At 73.8% G+C, this 21,088-nt stretch carries 17 protein-coding genes and 1 pseudogene; 12 read left to right on the top strand and 6 right to left on the bottom strand.

The genetic code is table 11. The features are described 5' to 3' along the window. Positions 1-4: 4 nt before the first annotated feature. The 3 genes from ABZT87_RS09780 to ABZT87_RS09770 all read right to left on the bottom strand — a co-directional run bounded on the left by ABZT87_RS09780 (position 5) and on the right by ABZT87_RS09770 (position 2,177). On the bottom strand, positions 5-601 hold the full coding sequence (locus ABZT87_RS09780; RefSeq protein ID WP_354856170.1) for a TetR family transcriptional regulator: 597 nt from the start codon (positions 599-601) through the stop codon (positions 5-7). 83 nt (positions 602-684) lie between these two features. Further along, the gene (locus tag ABZT87_RS09775) at positions 685-1,440 is read right to left on the bottom strand and encodes an ABC transporter permease (RefSeq protein ID WP_355134831.1); all 756 of its coding nucleotides are present in this window, start codon (positions 1,438-1,440) and stop codon (positions 685-687) included. Continuing rightward, positions 1,437-2,177, bottom strand: a complete 741-nt coding sequence (locus tag ABZT87_RS09770; RefSeq protein ID WP_355134829.1) for an ABC transporter ATP-binding protein — start codon at positions 2,175-2,177, stop codon at positions 1,437-1,439. Before ABZT87_RS09770 ends, ABZT87_RS09775 begins: the two co-directional genes overlap by 4 nt. A 192-nt stretch (positions 2,178-2,369) precedes the next feature. On the opposite strand from ABZT87_RS09770, the pseudogene ABZT87_RS09765 reads away from it, so the two are divergent. The 4 genes and pseudogenes from ABZT87_RS09765 to ABZT87_RS09750 all read left to right on the top strand — a co-directional run. Then, positions 2,370-3,056, top strand: a pseudogene (locus ABZT87_RS09765) (phosphoribosyl-AMP cyclohydrolase); the annotation flags it as partial. Between the two features lie 180 nt (positions 3,057-3,236). Next, complete coding sequence (hisI, locus tag ABZT87_RS09760; RefSeq protein WP_355135384.1) at positions 3,237-3,665, top strand: phosphoribosyl-AMP cyclohydrolase; 429 nt, start codon at positions 3,237-3,239, stop codon at positions 3,663-3,665. Beyond that, on the top strand, positions 3,662-5,215 hold the full coding sequence (locus tag ABZT87_RS09755; protein WP_355067207.1) for an anthranilate synthase component I: 1,554 nt from the start codon (positions 3,662-3,664) through the stop codon (positions 5,213-5,215). Before hisI ends, ABZT87_RS09755 begins: the two co-directional genes overlap by 4 nt. A gap of 55 nt (positions 5,216-5,270) precedes the next feature. After that, positions 5,271-5,846, top strand: coding sequence for a Trp biosynthesis-associated membrane protein (locus ABZT87_RS09750; protein WP_355134827.1), 576 nt, complete (start codon positions 5,271-5,273; stop codon positions 5,844-5,846). Here the strand turns inward: ABZT87_RS09750 and ABZT87_RS09745 are convergent, their stop codons facing one another. Further along, positions 5,847-6,116, bottom strand: a complete 270-nt coding sequence (locus ABZT87_RS09745) for a hypothetical protein (protein WP_355134825.1) — start codon at positions 6,114-6,116, stop codon at positions 5,847-5,849. 487 nt (positions 6,117-6,603) lie between these two features. Here ABZT87_RS09745 and trpC point away from each other — a divergent pair, with 487 nt between their 5' ends. The 3 genes from trpC to trpA are packed head-to-tail and all read left to right on the top strand — an operon-like array spanning position 6,604 to position 9,488. Continuing rightward, complete coding sequence (trpC, locus tag ABZT87_RS09740) at positions 6,604-7,407, top strand: indole-3-glycerol phosphate synthase TrpC (protein ID WP_039906616.1); 804 nt, start codon at positions 6,604-6,606, stop codon at positions 7,405-7,407. A gap of 37 nt (positions 7,408-7,444) precedes the next feature. Next, a complete protein-coding gene (trpB, locus tag ABZT87_RS09735) occupies positions 7,445-8,683 on the top strand; it encodes a tryptophan synthase subunit beta (protein ID WP_355067205.1) in 1,239 nt (412 codons plus the stop codon). 1 nt (position 8,684) lies between these two features. Then, positions 8,685-9,488 carry a tryptophan synthase subunit alpha gene (trpA, locus tag ABZT87_RS09730; RefSeq protein ID WP_354856177.1) on the top strand — a complete coding sequence of 268 codons (804 nt, stop codon included), beginning with the start codon at positions 8,685-8,687 and terminating at the stop codon, positions 9,486-9,488. Positions 9,489-9,781: 293 nt separating this feature from the next. Here the strand turns inward: trpA and ABZT87_RS09725 are convergent, their stop codons facing one another. Then, positions 9,782-10,390 carry an NUDIX hydrolase gene (locus ABZT87_RS09725; protein ID WP_355134823.1) on the bottom strand — a complete coding sequence of 203 codons (609 nt, stop codon included), beginning with the start codon at positions 10,388-10,390 and terminating at the stop codon, positions 9,782-9,784. A gap of 101 nt (positions 10,391-10,491) precedes the next feature. Between ABZT87_RS09725 and lgt the strand changes: the two genes are divergently transcribed. Next, complete coding sequence (lgt, locus tag ABZT87_RS09720) at positions 10,492-11,682, top strand: prolipoprotein diacylglyceryl transferase (RefSeq protein ID WP_355134821.1); 1,191 nt, start codon at positions 10,492-10,494, stop codon at positions 11,680-11,682. A 15-nt stretch (positions 11,683-11,697) separates the two neighbouring features. Further along, positions 11,698-12,885: an FAD-dependent monooxygenase gene (locus ABZT87_RS09715; protein WP_234587996.1), complete on the top strand. Its 1,188-nt coding sequence runs from the start codon at positions 11,698-11,700 to the stop codon at positions 12,883-12,885. Between the two features lie 49 nt (positions 12,886-12,934). On the opposite strand, the gene ABZT87_RS09710 is transcribed toward ABZT87_RS09715, so the two are convergent. Further along, positions 12,935-13,771, bottom strand: a complete 837-nt coding sequence (locus tag ABZT87_RS09710; protein ID WP_355135382.1) for a GNAT family N-acetyltransferase — start codon at positions 13,769-13,771, stop codon at positions 12,935-12,937. A gap of 174 nt (positions 13,772-13,945) precedes the next feature. Between ABZT87_RS09710 and gltB the strand changes: the two genes are divergently transcribed. The 3 genes from gltB (at position 13,946) to ABZT87_RS09695 (ending at position 20,841) form a co-directional block, all read left to right on the top strand. Continuing rightward, a complete protein-coding gene (gltB, locus tag ABZT87_RS09705; RefSeq protein ID WP_355135380.1) occupies positions 13,946-18,637 on the top strand; it encodes a glutamate synthase large subunit in 4,692 nt (1,563 codons plus the stop codon). Continuing rightward, a complete protein-coding gene (locus ABZT87_RS09700; protein WP_355134819.1) occupies positions 18,630-20,165 on the top strand; it encodes a glutamate synthase subunit beta in 1,536 nt (511 codons plus the stop codon). Before gltB ends, ABZT87_RS09700 begins: the two co-directional genes overlap by 8 nt. Positions 20,166-20,301: 136 nt before the next feature. Then, the gene (locus ABZT87_RS09695) at positions 20,302-20,841 is read left to right on the top strand and encodes a hypothetical protein (protein ID WP_354863216.1); all 540 of its coding nucleotides are present in this window, start codon (positions 20,302-20,304) and stop codon (positions 20,839-20,841) included. Positions 20,842-21,088 lie beyond the last annotated feature (247 nt).

Below are 21,088 nucleotides of genomic sequence, written 5' to 3'. Positions count from 1 at the left end.
CGGTCTAGGTCGGCAACTGCCCGGTGAGGTAGCGCTGAATGGTCGGGCCGATCATGGCGACCAGCGTCTCCCGGTCCGCCGAGGCGACCGGCTCCAGCCGTACCACGTGCCGCATCATGGCCAGCCCGATCAGCTGGGTGGCGACCAGCGAACCGCGCAACGGCAGCTGGGCCGGATCGACGTCGAGCTGGTCGAGGACCCGACGCAGCACCTGCGTGGTGATGAACTCGCGCAGCAGGCGGGCCGTCCACTCGTTGCTCACAGCGGAACGCATCAGCGCCACACCCGCACTGCCGGCCGGGGAGTCCCAGATGCCGAGGAACGCCCGCACCAGTCGCTCGCCGATGCCGTTCCGGTCGCCGGCGAGCACCGTCGGTAGCACCTCGCCGGGATCGACCGGGAACTGCATCGCGGCCAGGAAGAGCTGGTCCTTGCTGCCGAAGTAGTGGTGCACCAGCGCCGGGTCCACCCCGGCGGTGGCGGCGATGCCGCGGATCGAGGCGGCGTCGAAGCCGCGCTCGGCGAACGCCGCCCGCGCCGCGTCGAGGATCGCCTCCCGGGTGTCCGGGTTGCCGGGTCGCCGGCCGGTCCGCCGCGTCATCGCCGCCCTTCGTTCGTCCGCTGACGCCGCCGGTCGCCCGACGGCTGGCGGCAACCCGCGGGGCGCGGGTCGCCGCCGGTCGGTCAGCCGGTGCGCCGGCGCAGGGTCGCCGCCGCGAGCACCAGCGCCAGCACCACCGCGCCGAGCACCACGCCCACGTCCAGCCACATCGTGCCGGTCGGCTCGGCGTTGGCGCCGACCTCCTGCAACGCCTCGATGGCGTACGACAGGGGGAAGGCGTCACTGAGCGCCTGGAGCCAGCCGGCCATCTGGTCGCGGGCCACGAACAGCCCACAGAGCAGCAGTTGGGGGACCACCACGACCGGCAGAAACTGTACTGCCTGGAACTCGGTGCGGGCGAAGGCGCTGCACAGCAGCCCGAGGGCGACACCGAGCACCGCGTCGAGCACCGCGATCCCGATCACCAGGCCGCTGCTTCCGACGGTCCGGAGATCGAAGATCCAGTACGCCACACCGGCGGCGACCGCGGCCTGTACGGCGGCGGCCAGCCCGAACGCGATGCCGTACCCGAAGAGCAGGTCGAGCTTGCCCAGCGGGGTGGTGAGCAGCCGTTCCAGGGTGCCGGAGGTGCGTTCCCGCAGCATCGCGATGCTGGTGACGAGGAACATGATCACGAAGGGGAAGATGCCCAGCATCACCAGGGCGATCCGGTCGAACGTCGACGGCTGCCCCGGCGGGGTCGGCTGGTCGACGTACATGAAGTAGACCAGGGTGAGCAGGACGGCCGGCACCAGCACGAGCAGCGCGATGGTGCGCCGGTCATGCCGGAGCTGACGCAGGATGCGGCCGGTGGTGGCCGCCAGGATCCGCGGGTTCACGATGCCTCCCGTCCGGCCGGCGCGTCCGTGACGCCGGCCTTGATCAGTCGCAGGAACGCCTCGTCGAGGTCGTCCACGCCGGCGGCGGCGCGGATCGCGGCCGGGCTGTCGTCGGCGATCAGCCGCCCCTGGCGGATCAGCAGCAGCCGGTCGCAGCGGGCCGCCTCGTCCATCACGTGACTGGACACCAGCAGGGTGGTGCCGGCGGCGGCCATGGCGTGGAACCGGGCCCACAGGTCGGCCCGCAGCACCGGGTCCTGACCGACGGTCGGCTCGTCGAGGATGACCAGCTCCGGGTCGCCGACCAGGGCGCAGGCCAGCGAGGCGCGGCTGCGCTGACCACCGGAGAGGGTGGCGACCAGTTGACCGGCCGCCTCGGCCAGACCGACCGCGCTGACCGCCTCGTCGGCCTCGGCACGACCACGGCCGTACAGGGCCGCGAAGTACCGGGCGTTCTCCCGGACGGTCAGGTCGGCGTAGACGCTCGGCGCCTGGGTGAGGTAGCCCACCCGGTTGCGCAGCTCCGGGGCGCCCGCCGGCTGGCCCAGCACGGTGACCGTCCCCGCGCTGACCAGCTGCACGCCGACCACCGCCCGCATGAACGTGGTCTTGCCGCTGCCGCTGGGGCCCAGCAGGCCGGTGACGGCGCCGCGCGGAACGGCGCAGCTGATGCCGTCCAGCACCCGCCGTCCGCCCCGGTCGACCACCAGGTCGCGGACGGTTATCGCGTCGTCCATCACGCACCTCCGAAAAACTCATCGTCTGTTGAACTCAACGCTAGATGAGATAACTCCGTCCGCGCAACAGCCCGCTTTCCCGACACCGCCCGCCGTCGCGCCCAGCATCACAACGGGCAGTAGGCTTCGGACCGGACAGCAGGTCCGGCAACGGGCATTGCCTACTGATCGGGCGTACGGCACGATGACGCCGTGGGTCACGCTCCGTTACCGCACAGCGGATTTCTTGAGGACTGGGCCGCGCGGTTGCGGGACGCCGCTGAGCGGCCGGTCGTCGGCATCCTGCTGCGCGGCAGTCACGCCCGACGGGCCGCCACCGCGCACAGCGACGTCGACCTCGACGTGCTGGTCGGCGGCTCCCCGTACGCCGCCCGCCGCGCGTACCTGGCCGAGACCGCCGGCCGGGTCACCCACGTCTCGGTGGCCGCCCGCGACGTCCGCTCCTGGGTGCACCGGCTCGGCGAACCGGCCGACTGGGCGTTCGGGCTGCCGGTCACCGCGCCGGCCCGGCTGCTCTGGGCCGACCCGCACTGGCGGCCCCGGATCGACCTGCCGGTGCTCTGCCAGCCCGCCGAGCCACCCCGGCTGGAGGAGCTGATCGCCATGCTCGGCAAGGCCGCCGCCGCCCGGGCCGCCGCCGACCGCCTCGGGGTCCGGCTCGCCGTGGCGGACCTCGCCCGGCTCTGCCCGTCGGTGCTGCGCCCGGCGAACCCGTCGGTACGGGTGTCCTCCCGGCGGGCGGCGTTCGCGGCGGCCCTGGAGCTGCCGGTCGCCCCCGCCGGCTACCGGGACGACATGCTGCTCTGCCTCGGGCTGCGTCCGGGCGGCACCGGGCAGCTCTGGGCCGCCGCCGTACGGCTGGTCGCCGGGATCCTGCCGTTGATCCGCCCGTACGCCGGGGAGATCGCCGACACGGCCGGCGCCGACCTGGCCGACGCCCTGGTCGACGGCCGGCTGGACCGCTACGTGGCCCAGCTCGCCCGGCCCGTGGGCCACCTGCCGAACCCTCGGCGGGAGTCGTCGGCGGTGCCCGCGCCGCGTGCAGGACAATGGGTAACTGTGCCCGTACCTGACGCGCCGGTGACCGGCGTCCCCAGCGATCCGAGCGGCCCGGCGGCGTCGACGCCGGCCCGTCCGTCCCGGCTCGACCCGGCCATCGCGGCCCGGCTGCGCCGCACCGCCGACGGTCTGGTCGCCGCCGTGGTGCGCGCCCACGACTCCGGCGAGGTGCTGATGGTCGCCTGGATGGACGACGAGGCGCTGCACCGCACCCTCACCACCGGCCGGGCCACCTACTGGTCGCGCAGCCGCCGGGAGTACTGGGTCAAGGGCGCCACCTCCGGCCACCACCAGTACGTGCGCTCCGTCGCGCTGGACTGCGACGGCGACGCGCTGCTGGTCAGCGTCGACCAGGTCGGCGCGGCCTGCCACACCGGGCACCGGACCTGCTTCTTCACCGAGCTGCCGGTGACGGGGGCCGGCACATGACCGACGGCGCGGTGAGCCCCGACCTGGCCACCTTCACCGACGTGGCTGCCCGCTGGCGCGTGGTGCCGGTCACCCGACGCCTGCTGGCCGACGCAGAGACCCCGGTGGGTGTCTACCGCAAGCTCGCCGGTGGGCCCGGCACGTTCCTGCTCGAGTCGGCCGAGCAGGGCGTCGGCTCGGCGGGCATGGCCTGGTCGCGGTACTCGTTCATCGGCGTGCGCAGCAGCGCGACCCTCATCGAGCGGGACGGGGTGGCGACCTGGCTCGGCCAGCCGCCCGCCGGGCTGCCCACCGACGGCGACCCGGTGCGCGTGCTGCGGGACACCGTCGTGGCGCTCGCCGGCCCGCTCGGGGACCCGTCCGACGGTCTGCCCCCGCTGACCGGGGGCATGGTCGGCTACCTCGGCTACGACCTCGTCCGCCGCTTCGAGCGGCTGCCCGAGCTGACCGAGAACGACCTGGGCGTGCCGGAGCTGGGCATGATGCTCGCCACCGACCTGGTGGTCCTCGACCACTACGACGGCTCGGCGATCCTGGTCGCCAACGCGGTGCTGCCGCCGCTGGACACCCCGGGCCGCGACGCGCAGGTCACCGCCGCGTACCACCACGCGGTGGGCCGCCTCGACGCGATGACCACGGCGCTGTCCCGACCCATCCCACCGATGATCTCCACGGTCGAGCGTCCACCGGCCGACGAGGTTCTCTGTCGTACGCCCGAGGGTGGCTACCTGAAGGCGGTGGAGGCCGCCAAGGAGGCGATCCGGGCGGGCGAGTGCTTCCAGATCGTGCTGTCCCAGCGCTTCGAGCGGGCGACGCACGCCGATCCGCTGGACGTCTACCGGGTGCTGCGCACCAGCAACCCCAGCCCGTACATGTACCTGCTGCGCTTCGACGGGTTCGACATTGTCGGCTCGTCGCCGGAGGCGCACCTGAAGGTCACCGCCGGTGCGGACGGGCGGCGCCGGGCGCTGCTGCATCCGATCGCGGGCACCCGGCCACGCGGTGCCACCGCGACGGCGGACGCCGGGCTCGCCGCCGAGCTGCTCGCCGACCCCAAGGAGCGCGCCGAGCACGTGATGCTCGTCGACCTGGGCCGCAACGACCTGGGCCGGGTCTGCGAGCCGGGCAGCGTCCAGGTGCCCGAGTTCGCGACCATCGAGCGGTACAGCCACGTGATGCACATCGTCTCCACCGTGACCGGCACTCTGCGTGACGACTGTTCCGCGTTCGACGCGCTCGCCGCGACCTTCCCGGCCGGGACGCTCTCCGGGGCGCCCAAGGTGCGGGCCATGGAGATCATCGAGGAGTTGGAGCCGGTCCGCCGCGGTCTCTACGGCGGCACGGTCGGCTACTTCGGCTTCGGTGGTGACCTGGACATGGCGATCGCCATCCGGACCGCGCTGATCCGTGCCGGCCGCGCCTACGTGCAGGCCGGCGCGGGGGTGGTCGCCGACTCGGATCCGGCCGCCGAGGAGCAGGAGACCCGCGACAAGGCCGCCGCCGTGCTGGCCGCGATCGCCGCGGCGGAAACGCTGAGGGCGGCCCGGTGAGCGCGAGGAGTGCAGCGCAGCGGAGCCCCGCAGTCGCGAACGAAAGGTCAGCCCGGTGAGCCCGGTGAGCGTGGGGGGTCGGCGTCAGTTGACGTACGCCATGCTGCTCTGCCTGGCGGGCGCGGGCCTGGCGCTGTGGGCGGCGACCCGGGGCTGGTCGGTCGAGGTGACCGCGCGGCCGGCGCCGCTGCCGCCGGTGCGCGAGGCCCGCAGCGGGGCCGCCCTGCTGCCGTGGCTGCCGGCGCTGGCGCTGGTCACGCTGGCCGGCGGTGGTGCGGTGCTGGCCACCCGGGGTTGGGTGCGGCGGCTGCTGGGCGTGCTGCTGGGCGTTCTGGGCCTGGCGGTGGCGGCCGGTGGTGGTTACGGGTTGGTCGCCGATCTCGACGGCGTGGTGAGCCGGCAGTGGCCGGCGCTGTGCCTGCTCGGCGGTCTGCTCGCCGCCGTGGGCGGCGGGTGGACGGCGCTGCGGGGCGGCGTGTGGCCGGCGATGGGCGCCCGGTACGAGCGGCCGACGCGAACCGTCACGGAGAGTGCGCCCACGACGGGCGCCCCACCGGGCCGGATGGCCGGGCGGCGGACCACCGAGGCGTGGGACGCGTTGGACCGGGGCGAGGACCCGACGGCCGGCTGATCAGCCGACCGGCTGACGCTCCCGCTGCGGGCGGGCGGAGACGGCGCGGGCGGCGGTCAGTTCGGCCACCAGGCGGTCCAGTTCGGCGCGTCGGTTGGCGCGGGCCCGGTCGGCGCAGACCGCCTCCCAGGCGTTGCCGCGCGCCGTGCGCATCCGGCCCTCGCCGACGACGGCCCGCTCCAGGGTGTGCACCACGCCGACGGCGAGTGACGCCACGGTCCGGGAGATGGTGGTCAGTCCGATGCTCGGGTTCGACTCGGCAATGCTCATTGGTCACCCCGCACGAGGAGTTGGCGACGGTCGGGCAGGCGCGTCATCGAGTCTGCCCGAGGACGATGCTGGCCGGCTGACGTTTCGCCGGGGTGACCGCCCGGTCAACTGTCCCGCCATGCCCGCGATCTGGCACCGGCCGTTCGGCCTTGAGCTTGCTCACAGCATCGACCGGTGTCGTTGTTGTCGGGCGGCGAGCCGGAAGCGGTGGCATGATCGATGGGTCGGCCCGGTTCGACCGGGGCCGCCGGGCCCCCGTCGCATGACGGCGGTCGATACCGGAGGTGGCGCTGCGTGACATCCCGTTCACGGCAAGTCGGCCATTATGCCGCAGCCCTTTTCGTGAGCAGCGCCATACCCCCGGCTCCCGGCGTCGGTCGGCTGCCCCTAGCATCGGCCCATGACACCCGGAGAGGGGAGTCCGTTGGTGACTGCTGAGCATGCGCACGCGGAGGGGGACGAGGCCGGTCAGGCAGCGTCCGTAAGCGTGCTCGACGAGATTCTGGCTGGCGTGCGCGAGGACGTCGCCCGACGCCAGGAACAGGTTCCGTTGGAACGGATCCGTGAGCTGGCCGCGGCGGCGCCGCCGCCGCTGGACGCCTACGCTGCGTTGCGTAAGCCCGGCGTGGCGGTCATCGCCGAGGTCAAGCGCTCCTCGCCGTCGAAGGGCCGGCTGGCCGAGATCGCCGATCCGGCCGATCTCGCCGTCGACTACGCGGCGGGCGGGGCGCGGGCGATCAGCGTGCTGACCGAGGGGCGCTGGTTCGGCGGGTCGCTGGACGACCTGGCCGCCGTCCGGGCCGCGGTCACCGTCCCCGTGCTGCGCAAGGACTTCGTGGTCTCCAGCTACCAGGTGCACGAGGCGCGCGCGCACGGCGCCGACCTGGTCCTGCTGATCGTGGCCGCCCTTGAGCAGAACGTGCTGATGGGCCTGCTGGAGCGGATCGAGTCGCTGGGCATGACCGCGCTGGTCGAGGTCCACGACGAGGAGGAGGCCGACCGGGCCCTGGAGGCCGGTGCCCAGGTGATCGGGGTCAACGCCCGTGACCTGCGTACCCTTCAGGTGGATCGGTCGGTGTTCGAGCGGATCGCGCCGGGCCTGCCGAGCAGCGTCGTCAAGATCGCCGAGTCCGGCGTCCGCGGACCGCACGACCTGATCCGGTACGCCTCCGCGGGCGCGGACGCGGTTCTCGTCGGCGAGGGCCTGGTCACCCAGAAGAGCCCACGCGAGGCGGTGGCCGAACTGGTCAACGCCGGCAACCACCCGGCGACGCCCCGGCCGGTGCGCTGACCCGCGCCGGTGTGACGCCCCACCGAGAGGATTTCCGATGAGCGCCGATGCGCTGGCCCCGGCGGCCGGCTCGCAGCCCGACTCCGCCGGCCACTTCGGCCGCTTCGGCGGTCGGTTCGTGCCCGAGGCCCTGGTGGCCGCGCTGGACGAGCTCGACGGGGCGTGGCGTACGGCGATCGCGGACGAGTCGTTCCGGGCCGAGTTCGGGGCGCTGCTGCGCGACTACGCGGGCACGCCGTCGCTGCTCTACGAGGCCCGGCGGTTCTCCGCGAAGGTCGGCGCGCGGGTGCTGCTCAAGCGTGAGGACCTCAACCACACCGGCGCCCACAAGGTCCGCAACGTGCTCGGCCAGGCACTGCTCACCAAGCGCATGGGCAAGACCCGGGTGATCGCCGAGACCGGGGCGGGCCAGCACGGCGTCGCCACCGCGACCGCCGCCGCCCTGTTCGACCTGGAGTGCGTGGTCTACATGGGCGAGGTCGACACCGAGCGGCAGGCGCTCAACGTGGCCCGGATGCGGATGCTCGGCGCCACCGTCGTCCCGGTCACCACCGGCTCGCGCACGCTCAAGGACGCGATGAACGAGGCGATGCGCGACTGGGTGGCGAACGTTGACGAGACCCACTACCTGATCGGCACCGCCGCCGGGCCGCACCCGTTCCCGGCGATGGTCCGTGACTTCGTCCGGGGCATCGGTGACGAGGCCCGCCAGCAGTGCCTCGACCTGACCGGCGCGCTGCCGGACGCCGTCACCGCCTGCGTCGGCGGCGGCTCCAACGCGCTGGGCATCTTCCACGCCTTCGTTCCCGACGAGGACGTGCGGCTCTACGGCTTCGAGGCCGGCGGCGACGGGGTGACCACCAGTCGGCACGCCGCGAGCATCACCGGCGGGTCGGCGGGCGTGCTGCACGGCGCCCGCACGTACGTGCTGCAGGACGCCGACGGGCAGACGCTGGAGTCGCACTCGATCTCCGCGGGCCTGGACTACCCGGGCGTCGGGCCCGAGCACGCCTGGCTGCACGACACCGGCCGGGCCAGCTACCTGCCGGTCACCGACGCCGAGGCGATGGCCGCGTTCGAGCTGCTCTGCCGCACCGAGGGGATCATCCCGGCGATCGAGAGCGCGCACGCCCTCGCCGGCACCGTCACGCTGGCTCCGAAGCTGGCCGCCGAGCTGGGCCGGGAGCCCACCATCGTGGTCAACCTCTCCGGCCGGGGCGACAAGGACGTGCACACCGCCGGGGACTACTTCGGCATCCTCGACAAGGAGCACTGAGATGAGCCGCATCGGGGTGGCCTTCGACAAGGCCCGGGCCGACGGGCGGGCCGTGCTGGTCGGCTGTATGCCGGCCGGGTTCCCGACCGTCGAGGGCAGCATCGCGGCCATGACGGCGATGGTCGAGGCCGGCGTCGACGTCATCGAGGTGGAGATTCCGTACTCGGATCCGGTGATGGACGGCCCGGTCATCCAGAAGGCCAGTGACATCGCGCTGGCCGGCGGCGTCCGGACCTCCGACACGCTGCGCATCATCGAGGCGGTCGCGGCGACCGGCGCGCCAGTCGTCACGATGACCTACTGGAACCCCATCGAGCGGTACGGCGTGGACGTGTTCGCCCGCGACCTCGCCGCCGCCGGCGGCACCGGCCTGATCACGCCGGACCTCATCCCCGACGAGGCTGCCGAGTGGCTGGCCGCCTCGGACGCGCACGGCCTGGACCGCACCTTCCTGGTGTCGCCGTCGTCCACCGACGCCCGGGTGGCGATGACCGTGGACAACTGCCGGGGCTTCGTCTACGCCACCGCCGTGATGGGGGTGACCGGCGCTCGGGCGCGGACGTCCGACGCCGCCCCCACGTTGGTCTCGCGGGTTCGCGCGGTCACCGACCTGCCGGTCGGTGTCGGCCTGGGCGTGGGCACCGGAGCGCAGGCCAGCACCGTCGCCGGGTACGCCGACGGGGTGATCGTCGGCAGCGCGCTCGTCCGCTGCGTGCTCGACGCCTCCTCGGAGGCCGAGGGGCTGGCCGCGCTGCGCACCCTCAGCGCCGAACTCGCCGAGGGCGTCCGCAACCCCGCGCGCTGACCTCGGCCCCCGGGCCCGGACGCCGGCCCTTCGGGCCGCTGGGCGCTGCACCGCTGGTCCCGTTCGGCTGGCCGGTGGTTTCGTTCGGCCGGCCGGTGCGACGGACGGCATGAGCGCCGGGCCTGCCTTTCGCTGAACAGCCGTATACCTGTGAGTCATTCTTATGACTCACAGGTATACGGCTCTGCGGCGCGTGTGCTCCCCGTGGCGCAGGCATCAACGACCCGCGACCCCCGCTGGCCCGGGCCGGGGCGAGCGCGGCGTCAGGCAGTGGGATTACCGGCAGTGCGGAGTCAGGGCAGAAGGGACGGGTCCACTGCCGGCTCGCCGCGTTGCTCCGGCGGCTGACCGGCCCCCGATCGCTCATCGCGATCCGCGATCGGCCCGGCCGGCGCGGCAGGTTGGCCCTCCCCCGTGGGGCGGCCCGGCGGCGTGGGGGTGACGGTGTCGAGCGCCCAGGAGACGCGGCGCAGGACGCCGGAGCGGCCGGCGAGCCCGTCGGTGACGGCCGCCCGGGTGAGCGGGGTGACGGCCTCGGGTAGCACCCCGGGGGCGTGCCAGGACGGCCGGCAGCCCGGCGGTGGGTCGGCGCTCGGCCGGGCCTCGACGACACGCGCGCGGAACACGTGCACCAGGATGTCCGGCAGCGGGCCGGCCCGCCCGGCTCGCGTGTGCGTCGTCGGGCCGTCGACGTGGTAGACGCCCACCAGGTCGACCAGGTCGATCTCCCAGCCGGTCTCGGCACGGATGTCGCGCAGCGCCGCCCGCACCGGGCTCTCCGCCGGGCGCAGCCGGCCGCCGGGCAACGCGTACCGGCGCTGGCCCCGGCCCTGGCGGCAGAGCAGCACCCGGCCGGCGGCGTCGGTGACGACCGCGGCGACCGCCCAGGTGAGCGCGCTCATGGACAAAGAGCGTACGGCGGCGCAAACCAGAAGTCATCGGGATCCGCGCACGGCGGCCCGGGGTGCCGCTGCGGGGGTGCGCAGCGGTAGCGTGTGCACCCGTGACCATCGCCTCGCTGTCCCCCCAGGCGGCCCTGCCCAGTCCCAGCACCGCGGTATGGCAGCTCGGGCCGGTCCCGATCCGGGCGTACGCGCTGTGCATCATCGCCGGCATCGTGCTGGCCTGCTGGGTGACCGAACGCCGTCTGCGTCAGCGCGGCGTCGCGCCCGGCGCGGTGCTCGACATCGCCGTCTGGGCCGTGCCGACCGGCATCATCGGTGCCCGGATCTACCACGTGATCACCTCTCCGGAGAAGTACTTCGGCGCCGGTGGCGAGCCGATGAAGGCGTTCGCCATCTGGGAGGGCGGTCTCGGCATCTGGGGCGCCGTCGCCGGTGGGGCGATCGGCGTGTGGATCGCCGCCCGCCAGCTGGGCATCCCGTTCAGCGTGGTGGCCGACGCGCTCGCGCCCGGGCTGCCGCTGGCCCAGGCCGTCGGGCGGCTCGGCAACTGGTTCAACAACGAGCTGTTCGGTGGCCGCACGACGCTGCCGTGGGGCCTGGAGATCCACCGGATGGACCCGGACAACCCGGGGCACGCGCTGCGGGACGACGCCGGGCAGCCGATCCTCGAACCCGGCCTCTACCACCCGACGTTCCTCTACGAGGCGCTGTGGAACCTGGGCGTGGTCGCGCTGGTCCTCATCCTGGACCGGCGGTTGCGGCTCGGGCGGGGCCGGGCGTTCGCGCTGTACGTGATGGGCTACACCGCCGGCCGGTTCTGGATCGAGCTGATGCGCACCGACGAGGCGAACCAGATCTTCGGCGTACGGCTCAACGTCTGGACGGCCGCCCTGGTCTTCCTCGGCGCGTTGATCTACTTCGTGCGGGTCCGCGGCCCCCGGGAGTACCTGATCCCGATCGGCCCGGCCGCCACCCCCACGCCGCCCACCACGTCCGGCCTGTCCCAGGTCGACGTCTCCGAAGGCCAGACCGGCGCGCGCGCCGCCGCCCCGGAGGGCTACCGGGTGGTCAGCGAGGAGCAGTACGACACCTGGCGGAACACCGGCGTGGCGCCGCCGGAGGCGGCCGACGACGTACGCCCCGAGGGCGCCGAGCCGCTCGACGACGAGGCGACCGACGGCGAGGCAGCCAGCGCCCGCGCCGACGGGCCGGCGGATGACCCGCGCGAGGCGCGCGACGAGGACCGGGCCGATGCCGCCGGCGTACGCCCCGCCGACCGGGACAGCTGAGCGGGGGCGGCACCGATGCGAAGCGCGGTGGTGGTCGGCGCCGGGGTCGGAGGCCTCGCGGTCGCCGGCGCGCTGGCCCGGTCCGGTTGGCAGGTCACCCTGCTGGACCGCGCCGAGCGGGTCCGCCCCGAGCCGACCGCCGTGGTGCTCTGGCCCAACGGCGTCCGCGCGTTGCAGGCCCTCGGCCTCGGTGCCGGTCTGGCCGCCATCGCCACCCCGCTGCCCGACGGTGGGGTCCGCCGCCCGGACGGGCACTGGCTGGTGCAACCCCGGCCGACGCCGGCCGACCGGATGCCGGTGGTGGTGCACCGGGAGGATCTGCACGACGCGTTGATCGCCGGCCTCGGTGACCGGGTCGAGCTGCGTACCGGGGTGACCGTGCGCCACGTTCGCGTCGAGCCGGGCGAACGCCCGGGTGTGAGCGACGGACGGCACACCATCGAGGCCGACCTGGTGGTCGCCGCGGACGGCACGGACAGCGTCATCCGTCGCCAACTGGCCCCCGAGTCCGGCGTGGTCAGCTCCGGCTGCGCGGCCTGGCGGGCTGTCATCCCCTGGTACCGGGCGCCCCGGCTGCCCGCCGACCAGCCGATCGCCGGCGAGGTTCTCGGCGCGGGCTACCGGTTCGTGGCCGCCTCGCTGGGCGAGCGTGGCTCCTCGGGCGGTTCCAGTCGGGGTGGCATCTACTGGGTGGCCACCGCCGCCGGCGCTCCCCGCCCCGAGCCGCCGGAGACCCAGCTCGCCCTCCTGCGCCGCTGGTATGCCGGCTGGCCGGCGCCGATCGCCGCGCTGCTCGACGCCACCGACCCGAGCGACCTGGTGCAGCAGGAGGTCCGTGAGCTGCGCCCGTTGCCCCGCGCCTACGGCTTCGGAGTCGGGCCGGGCGGGGTGGTGCTGCTCGGCGACGCGGCGCACGCCATGCCGCCGCACCTCGGCCAGGGCGCCTGCCTCGCCTTCGAGGACGCCGCGACGCTCGCCTCGCTGCTGCGCGAGGCCCGCCTGCCTGACGCCGTGCAGACGTACGACCGGGTGCGCCGTCCCCGGGCGGCGACAGTGGTCCGCCAGACCCGGCGCATGTCGGCGGTGCTCCAGACCCGGGGCCGGTTGGCGCTGCGCGCCCGCGACGCCGCGCTCGGCACCATCAACTCGCGGCTGCTCTCCAGCGCCGCCGCCTCCGCGGCCCAGTGGCGTCCGCCGGCCTGACCGTCCGCGTTGCTCTGCGAAACCGCGTGGCTCTGGGAAACCGCGCGGTTCAGGGGATCAGGGCGGCGGGTTCGGCGATGCAGGCGGTGCCGATGCGGCGGAAGCCGACCCGCAGGTAGACCCGTGCGATCTCCTCGCTGCCCGCGGAGAGGAAGACGAGGTCGGTGCCGGCGGCGAGCAGTTCGCGGGCGAGGGTGGCGGTCAGCGCGGCGCCCATACCGCGACGGCGCGCGGCCGGCAGGGTGGCTACCCCGGCGATCTCCGCGACGTCGTCCACCCGCATCGCCATGCCGCTGGCCAGCGCGCCCTCGGTCGGCGTCCCGGCCAGCGCGGAGATCCGCCGGCCGTCGGCGATCCGGGCCCGCTCCTCATCCAGCGCGGCGAGCTCCAACTCGGTGACCGCCGCGTCGCGCTCGGCCGGCCCGGCCGGGCCGGTCGCGGTGCCGGCGGCGCCGAACGCCACGGCCGCCACCGCCCGCCGGGCGGCCACGTCGGCGGCGAAGTCGGGCGAGTCCGCCGCCAGCACCCGCACCGGTACGTCGGACAGCGTCGCCGGGTCGGGCAGCGCGGTCTCGTCGAGGACCATCAGCGGGGCCTCCAGCACGTTCAGCCCCGCCGAGCGGGCCACCGCCAGCAGCTCCGGGGTCGTCTCGTGCACCCACTCGAAGGCCTCCGGAAGGCCCAGCTCCCGCTGGCGCTCCCGCACCGAGCTCACGTCGGCCAGGGACGGCGCCTCGGTGGCGCCGATCCGGGGCCGGGCGTAGAACGGCCAACCGGCACCCTCGCGGACGAACAGCACCAACCCGCCGTGCTCCTCGGCGCCGGCGACGTCGCGGGGCACGGCGTCGTAGAAGCGTTCCAACCGGTCGAAGATGTCCTTGTGCACCGAATCCACCGCGCGAGACTACACGTCCCAGACTCTGGACGGTGTGATCAATCTTGAGTGGCCTTGTGCCCCCAGCCCTAACGTAGACTCAACAGACCCACGGGCCGACGTCGTCCCCACCATGATCCAACCTGAGTGACGACAGGAGGCCCGGTGGCTCAGCCGTACGCGGACATGACACAGCCGCACCCGCACAGCCCGCAGGCGTCCCCGACGCCCGGCCCCCATCCGCCCGCCCAGGGCCTCTACGACCCGGCGCAGGAGCACGACGCCTGCGGGGTGGCCTTCGTGGCGGACATGCACGGCCGACGGTCCCACGCGGTCGTCGCCAACGGGCTCGGTGCGCTCTGCCGCCTGGACCACCGGGGTGCCCGGGGCGCGGAGCCCAACACCGGCGACGGCGCGGGCATCATGATCCAGGTCCCGGACGCGTTCCTGCGCGCGGTCGCCGACGTCACGCTGCCACCGGCCGGCGAGTACGCCACGGGCCTGGTGTTCCTGCCCGACGACGACGCTGCCGAGGCCCGTGCCCGCCGGGTGGTCGAGAAGTACGCGCTGGTCGAGGGCGCGGACCTGCTCGGCTGGCGGGACGTGCCGATCGAGCCGCAGGGGCTCGGCGACACCGCCCTGGCGGCCATGCCCCGGGTGCGGCAGGTCTTCGTGGCCGCCCACCGCCTCACCGACTCGCCCGCCGGGCCGGCCGGTTCCGCCCTGAGCGGCATCGACCTGGACCGGGTGGCCTTCTGCCTGCGCAAGCAGGCCGAGCGGGAGACCGCCGAGCGGGGCGTGCCGGCGTACTTCCCGTCGCTGTCCAGCCGCACCATGGTCTACAAGGGCATGCTGACGCCCGACCAGCTGCCGGCGTTCTACCCCGACCTGCGTGACGAGCGGGTGGAGAGCGCGATCGCGCTGGTGCACTCCCGCTTCTCCACCAACACCTTCCCGTCCTGGCCGCTGGCGCACCCGTACCGGTTCATCGCCCACAACGGCGAGATCAACACGATCCGGGGCAACCGCAACTGGATGCAGGCCCGCGAGGCGCTCCTGCGCTCGCCGAACGTGCCGGGCAACATCCGGCGGGTCTTCCCGGTCTGCACCCCCGCCGCCTCCGACTCGGCGAACTTCGACGAGGTTCTGGAGCTGCTGCACCTGGCCGGGCGAAGCCTGCCGCACGCGGTCCTCATGATGATCCCCGAGGCCTGGGAGAACGACCCCGGGATGGATCCGGCCAAGCGTGCCTTCTACCGCTTTCACGCCAGCCTCATGGAGCCGTGGGACGGTCCGGCGTCGGTGGCCTTCACCGACGGCGAGATCGTCGGCGCGGTGCTGGACCGCAACGGGCTGCGCCCGGGGCGCTGGTGGCAGACCGACGACGGCCTCGTGGTGCTCGGCTCCGAGGCGGGCGTGCTCGACCTCGACCCCGCCCACGTGGTCGCGAAGGGGCGACTCCAGCCGGGCCGGATGTTCCTGGTCGACACCGTGGCCGGGCGGATCGTGCACGACGACGAGATCAAGTCCGAGTTGGCCGCCGCGCAGCCGTACGGCGAGTGGCTGCACGCCGGGCTGATCGAGCTGGACGACCTGCCGCCCCGTGAGCACACCGTCTACACCCACGACTCGGTGCGCCGCCGCCAGCAGACCTTCGGCTACACCGAGGAGGAGCTGAAGGTCCTGCTCGCGCCGATGGCCCGTACCGGCGCCGAGCCGCTGGGCTCGATGGGCACGGACACCCCGATCTCGCCGCTGTCCACCCGGCCGCGGCTGCTCTACGACTACTTCCACCAGCTCTTCGCCCAGGTCACCAACCCGCCGCTGGACGCCATCCGCGAGGAACTGGTGACCAGCCTGGCGTCGACGATCGGGCCGGAGGGCAACCTGCTCGACCCGGGCGCGGCGAGCTGCCGGCAGATCGTGCTGCCGCACCCGATCATCGACAACGACGAGCTGGCGAAGATCCTCTCCATCGACGAGGACGGCGACCTGCCCGGCTTCAAGGCGGTGCGGGTCTCCGGGCTGTACCGCATCCGCGAGGGCGCCGCCGGGATCAAGGCGCGACTGATCGAGATCTGCCGGCACGTCTCCGAGGCCATCGAGGACGGCGTCCGCATCCTGGTGCTCTCCGACCGGGACTCCAACGCCGATCTCGCGCCGATCCCGTCGCTGCTGCTCACCGCCGCCGTGCACCAGCACCTGGTGCGGGAGCAGACGCGCACCCAGGCGGCGTTGATCGTGGAGTCCGGCGACTGCCGGGAGGTGCACCACGCGGCGGTCCTGATCGGGTACGGCGCGGCGGCGGTCAACCCGTACCTGGCGTTCGAGTCCGTGGAGGACATGATCACCACGGGCACGCTGGCCGGCGTGCAGCCCGCGGCCGCGGTGCGCAACTACGCCAAGGCGCTCGGCAAGGGCGTCCTCAAGATCATGTCGAAGATGGGTATCTCGACGGTCTCGTCGTACTGCGGTGCGCAGGTCTTCGAGGCGGTCGGGCTGGACACCCGGCTGGTCGACCGCTACTTCCGGGGCACCCCGAGCCGGATCGGCGGCGTCGGGCTGGCCGGTGTGCACGCCGAGGTGGCCGCCCGGCACGCGCTGGCCTGGCCGCCGGCCGGCACCGTCGGCTCCGACCGGCTGGAGGTCGGCGGCGAGTACCAGTGGCGCCGCGAGGGTGAGCTGCACCTGTTCAACCCGGAGACGGTCTTCCTGCTCCAGCACGCCACCCGCAGCCGGCAGTACGACGTCTTCCGCCAGTACACGGCCAAGGTCGACGCGCTGGCCGCGCAGGCCGGCTCGCTGCGCGGGCTGTTCACCCTGCGCACCGGGGTCCGCCCGGCGGTGCCGATCGAGGAGGTCGAGCCGGCCACCGAGATCGTCAAGCGGTTCGCCACCGGCGCCATGTCGTACGGCTCGATCTCGGCCGAGGCGCACGAGACGCTCGCCATCGCGATGAACCGCCTCGGCGGCAAGTCCAACACCGGCGAGGGCGGCGAGGACGTCGATCGGCTGCACGACCCGCTGCGGCGCTCCTCGGTCAAGCAGATCGCCAGCGGCCGGTTCGGTGTCACCAGCGAATACCTGGTCAACGCCGACGACCTGCAGATCAAGATGGCCCAGGGCGCGAAGCCCGGCGAGGGCGGCCAGCTGCCCGGCAACAAGGTCTGGCCGTGGATCGCCCGGACCCGGCACGCCACTCCCGGCGTCGGCCTGATCTCGCCGCCGCCGCACCACGACATCTACTCCATCGAGGACCTGGCCCAGCTCGTGCACGACCTGAAGTGCGTCAACCCGGCCGCCCGGGTGCACGTCAAGCTGGTCAGCGAGGTGGGTGTGGGCACTGTCGCCGCCGGTGTGGCCAAGCTCAAGGCCGACGTCATCCTGATCTCCGGCCACGACGGCGGCACGGGCGCGTCCCCGATGAACTCGCTCAAGCACGCCGGCACCCCGTGGGAGTTGGGGCTGGCCGAGGCGCAGCAGACGCTGCTGCTCAACAAGCTGCGCGACCGGGTCACCGTGCAGGTCGACGGCCAGCTCAAGACCGGCCGGGACGTGCTGATCGCGGCGCTGCTCGGCGCGGAGGAGTTCGGCTTCGCGACCGCGCCGCTGATCGTCTCGGGCTGCGTGATGATGCGGGTCTGTCACCTGGACACCTGCCCGGTCGGCATCGCCACCCAGAACCCGGTGCTGCGCGAGCGGTACACGGGCACGCCGGAGTTCGTGGAGAACTTCTTCCGGTTCCTCGCCGAGGAGGTTCGGGGGTACCTGGCCGAGCTGGGCTTCCGGTCCATCGAGGAGGCCATCGGGCAGACCGAACTGCTCGACGTGGCCCCGGCGGTGTCGCACTGGAAGGCCCACGGGCTCGACCTGGCACCCGTCCTGCACCTGCCGGAACTGCCCGCCGGCGCTGCCCGCCGCGGGGTGCGCGCCCAGGACCACGGCCTGGAGCACGCTCTGGACAACGAGCTGATCGCGCTCGCCCGGCCGGCGCTGTCCGAGGGTGCGCCGGTCCGCGTCGAGGTCGCGGTGCGCAACGAGCACCGCAGCGTCGGCGCGATGCTCGGCGGCGAGGTGACCCGCCGCTTCGGCGGGGGCGGCCTTCCGGACGACACCGTCGAGTTCGTGCTGCACGGCACCGCCGGGCAGTCGTTCGGCGCGTTCCTGCCGCGCGGGGTGACGCTGCGTCTGCACGGCGACGCCAACGACTACGTGGGCAAGGGCCTCTCCGGGGGCCGGCTCATCGTCCGTCCGGACGCCGCCGCGCCGTTCCTCGACCCCGACGCCGAGCCGGGGCAGCGCGCGGAGGATCAGATCATCGCCGGCAACACCATCCTGTACGGGGCCACGTCGGGCGAGGTCTTCCTGCGCGGCCGGGTGGGGGAGCGGTTCGCGGTCCGCAACTCCGGCGCGGTCGCCGTCGTAGAGGGCGTCGGCGACCACGGCTGCGAGTACATGACCGGCGGCACGGTGGTGGTGCTCGGCGCGACCGGCCGCAACTTCGCCGCCGGCATGTCCGGCGGGACGGCGTTCGTGCACCTGTTGGACACCGCGCGGGTCAACACGGAACTGGTCGACCTGGCGCCGCTGGGCGAGCAGGAGCAGACGCTGCTGCACGAACTGGTGCAGCGACACGTGGCCGAGACCGGGTCGGCGGTCGCCGAGGAGCTGCTCAAGCGCTGGCCGGAGGCGGTGTCCGAGTTCACCGCGGTGGTACCCCGCGACTACCGCCGGGTGCTGGAGATCATGCGGGCCGCCGAAGCAGCCGGCCGCGACGTCGACGACGCGGTCATGACAGAACTGACCGCGCCCGCTGTGCCGGCGATGCCGGTGCCGCCCGCCCCGCGGGTGGCTGCCCAGGAGGTGGCACGTGCCTGACCCGAACGGTTTCCTGCGCTACGACCGGCGGCTGCCGGCCCGCCGCCCGGTGCCGGTGCGGATCAGCGACTGGCGGGAGGTGTACCCGCCGGCCGGCGAGGAACTCATCCGCGAGCAGGCCACGCGATGCATGGACTGCGGCATCCCGTTCTGCCACGACGGCTGCCCGCTGGGCAATCGCATCCCGGACTGGAACGACCTGGTCCGCACCGGCAACTGGGACGCCGCCGTGGAGTCGTTGCACGCCACCAACAACTTCCCGGAGTTCACCGGCCGGCTCTGCCCGGCGCCCTGCGAGGCGGCCTGCGTGCTGGGTATCGCCGGCGGCCAGCCGGTCACCATCAAGCAGGTCGAGGTGGAGATCGCCGACGCGGCCGCGGCGCGCGGGTTCATCCCGCGCCCGGTGCCGGCGCCGTCGGGCCGGTCGGTCGCCGTGGTCGGTTCCGGGCCCGCCGGCCTGGCCGCCGCCCAGCAACTGGCCCGCGCCGGTCACGCCGTGACGGTGTACGAGCGCGACGACGCGATCGGCGGCCTCCTCCGGTACGGCATCCCCGACTTCAAGTTGGAGAAGCGGCACATCGACGCCCGGTTGGCGCAGCTCGCCGCCGAGGGGGTGCGCTTCCGCACCGGCGTGAACGTCGGCGTCGACGTCACCGCCGAGCAGTTGCGCGCCGAGCACGACGCGGTGCTGCTGGCCTGCGGGGCCTTGCAGGGCCGGGACACCCCGGAGACCCCGGGGCGGGCGCTGCGGGGCGTACACCAGGCGATGGCGCACCTGGTCGCGGCGAATCGCGCGGTCGCCACGGCGGCCGGCGGCGGGCCTGGCGTGGCGGTCACCGGCGAGGGTCGGGCGGCCCGCGCGGTGCTGCCGGACGGCACCCCGATCGACGCGGCCGGCAAGCACGTGGTGATCATCGGTGGCGGTGACACCGCGGCCGACTGCCTCGGCGTCGCCCACCGGCAGGGCGCCGCAGGCGTACACCAGCTCGACCTGTACCCGCAGCCGCCGCACGAGCGCGACGAGGCCCGGGACCCGTGGCCGACCTGGCCGTGGATCCTGCGCAGCTACCCGGCGCACGAGGAGGGTGGCGAGCGGGTCTTCGCCGTGGCCGTGCAGGAGTTCGTGGACGACGGCGCCGGTCAGGTGCGCGCGGTGCGGATCGCCGAGGTGACCGTCGAGAAGCGCGACGGCCGGCGGATGGTCACCGTCGTCCCGGGCTCCGAGCGGGAGCTGCCGGCGGACCTGGTGCTGTTGGCGATCGGTTTCGAGGGCACCGAGCAGCAGCCGCTGCTGGAGCAGTTCGGGGTGACCCGCAACCCGCGGGGAGCGATCGACGCCCGCGACGACTGGCAGACCGCAGCCGACGGCGTGTTCGTCGCCGGTGACATGCACCGGGGCGCCTCGCTGATCGTGTGGGCCATCGCCGAGGGGCGCGCGGCGGCCGCCGCGATCCACGGTTACCTGGGTGGTGCCGGTGCCCTGCCGGCGCCGGTCGGCCCGGCCGCGCAGCCGCTCGCCGTTCGCTGACTCGCCGTTCGCTGAGGAGTTCCCGGAGCCGTCCGGCCGGCGTGACAGGTACCTGGCACGCCGGCCGGGCGCCGGTGAGACAGCGGTCACCGCTGGCGGGACGAACCGGCGCCAAGATCATCGTTACGCTGCGGTCATGGACATCGAGGAGCGGTTGCGGCGTACGCGTCGGTGGCTGTGGATCGTGCTGATCGGCCTCTTCCTGAGCGGTGCCACCGCTTTCCCGCTGGAGATCGAGGTGCGCTGGCTGCTGCGCGCGCTGGACCCGCTCGCCGGCCAGATGCCGGCGCTGGTCGACTGGATCGAGCGGGTCCACACCGGACTCGTGACGGCGGGGCAGGACTACCCGTTCCTGCTCTACGGCACCGACTGGCTGGCCTTCGCCCACCTGGTGCTGGCAGTGGCGTTCTGGGGGCCGCTGCGTGACCCGGTGCGCAACGTCTGGGTGGTGCAGGTCGGCATGATCGCCTGCGCGGGGATCGTTCCGCTGGCGCTGATCTGCGGCCCGATCCGGGACATCCCGTGGTTCTGGACACTCATCGACCTGTCCTTCGCGGTCGGGGCGTTCCCGCCGCTGTGGTTCGCCTACCGGCACATCCGCGCCGTCGAGGCGAGCACGGCCGAGGCGGCCGGGTCCCCGGCGACCGTGGGCCGTCCGGTGGCGCCGGCGTCCTGAGCCGCCCGCCTGAATCCGGCCGCTGGCGACGACTCCGACCCGGAGGTCAGCCTCCCTCGCGCGTCCTTTGCTCTGCTTCACTCCACGCAACACCGCCCGTCCGATAGTCGGACAACCGGTGTTGCGTCCGTTGAAGCAGAGCAAAGGACGCGTGGGGGAGGGGCGACGGGGGACGCTGCGTCAGGTGAGATCGCTCCGGCGGGACCAGCGGGAAACGCCGCAAGGCCCGCCGCCTGGGCGACGGGCC

This window comes from Micromonospora sp. NPDC005237, from assembly GCF_040607775.1.
Taxonomy (GTDB): Bacteria; Actinomycetota; Actinomycetes; order Mycobacteriales; family Micromonosporaceae; genus Micromonospora.
Note: the sequence above shows the minus strand (reverse complement) of the source record. Positions and strands in the feature narration are given on the sequence as shown.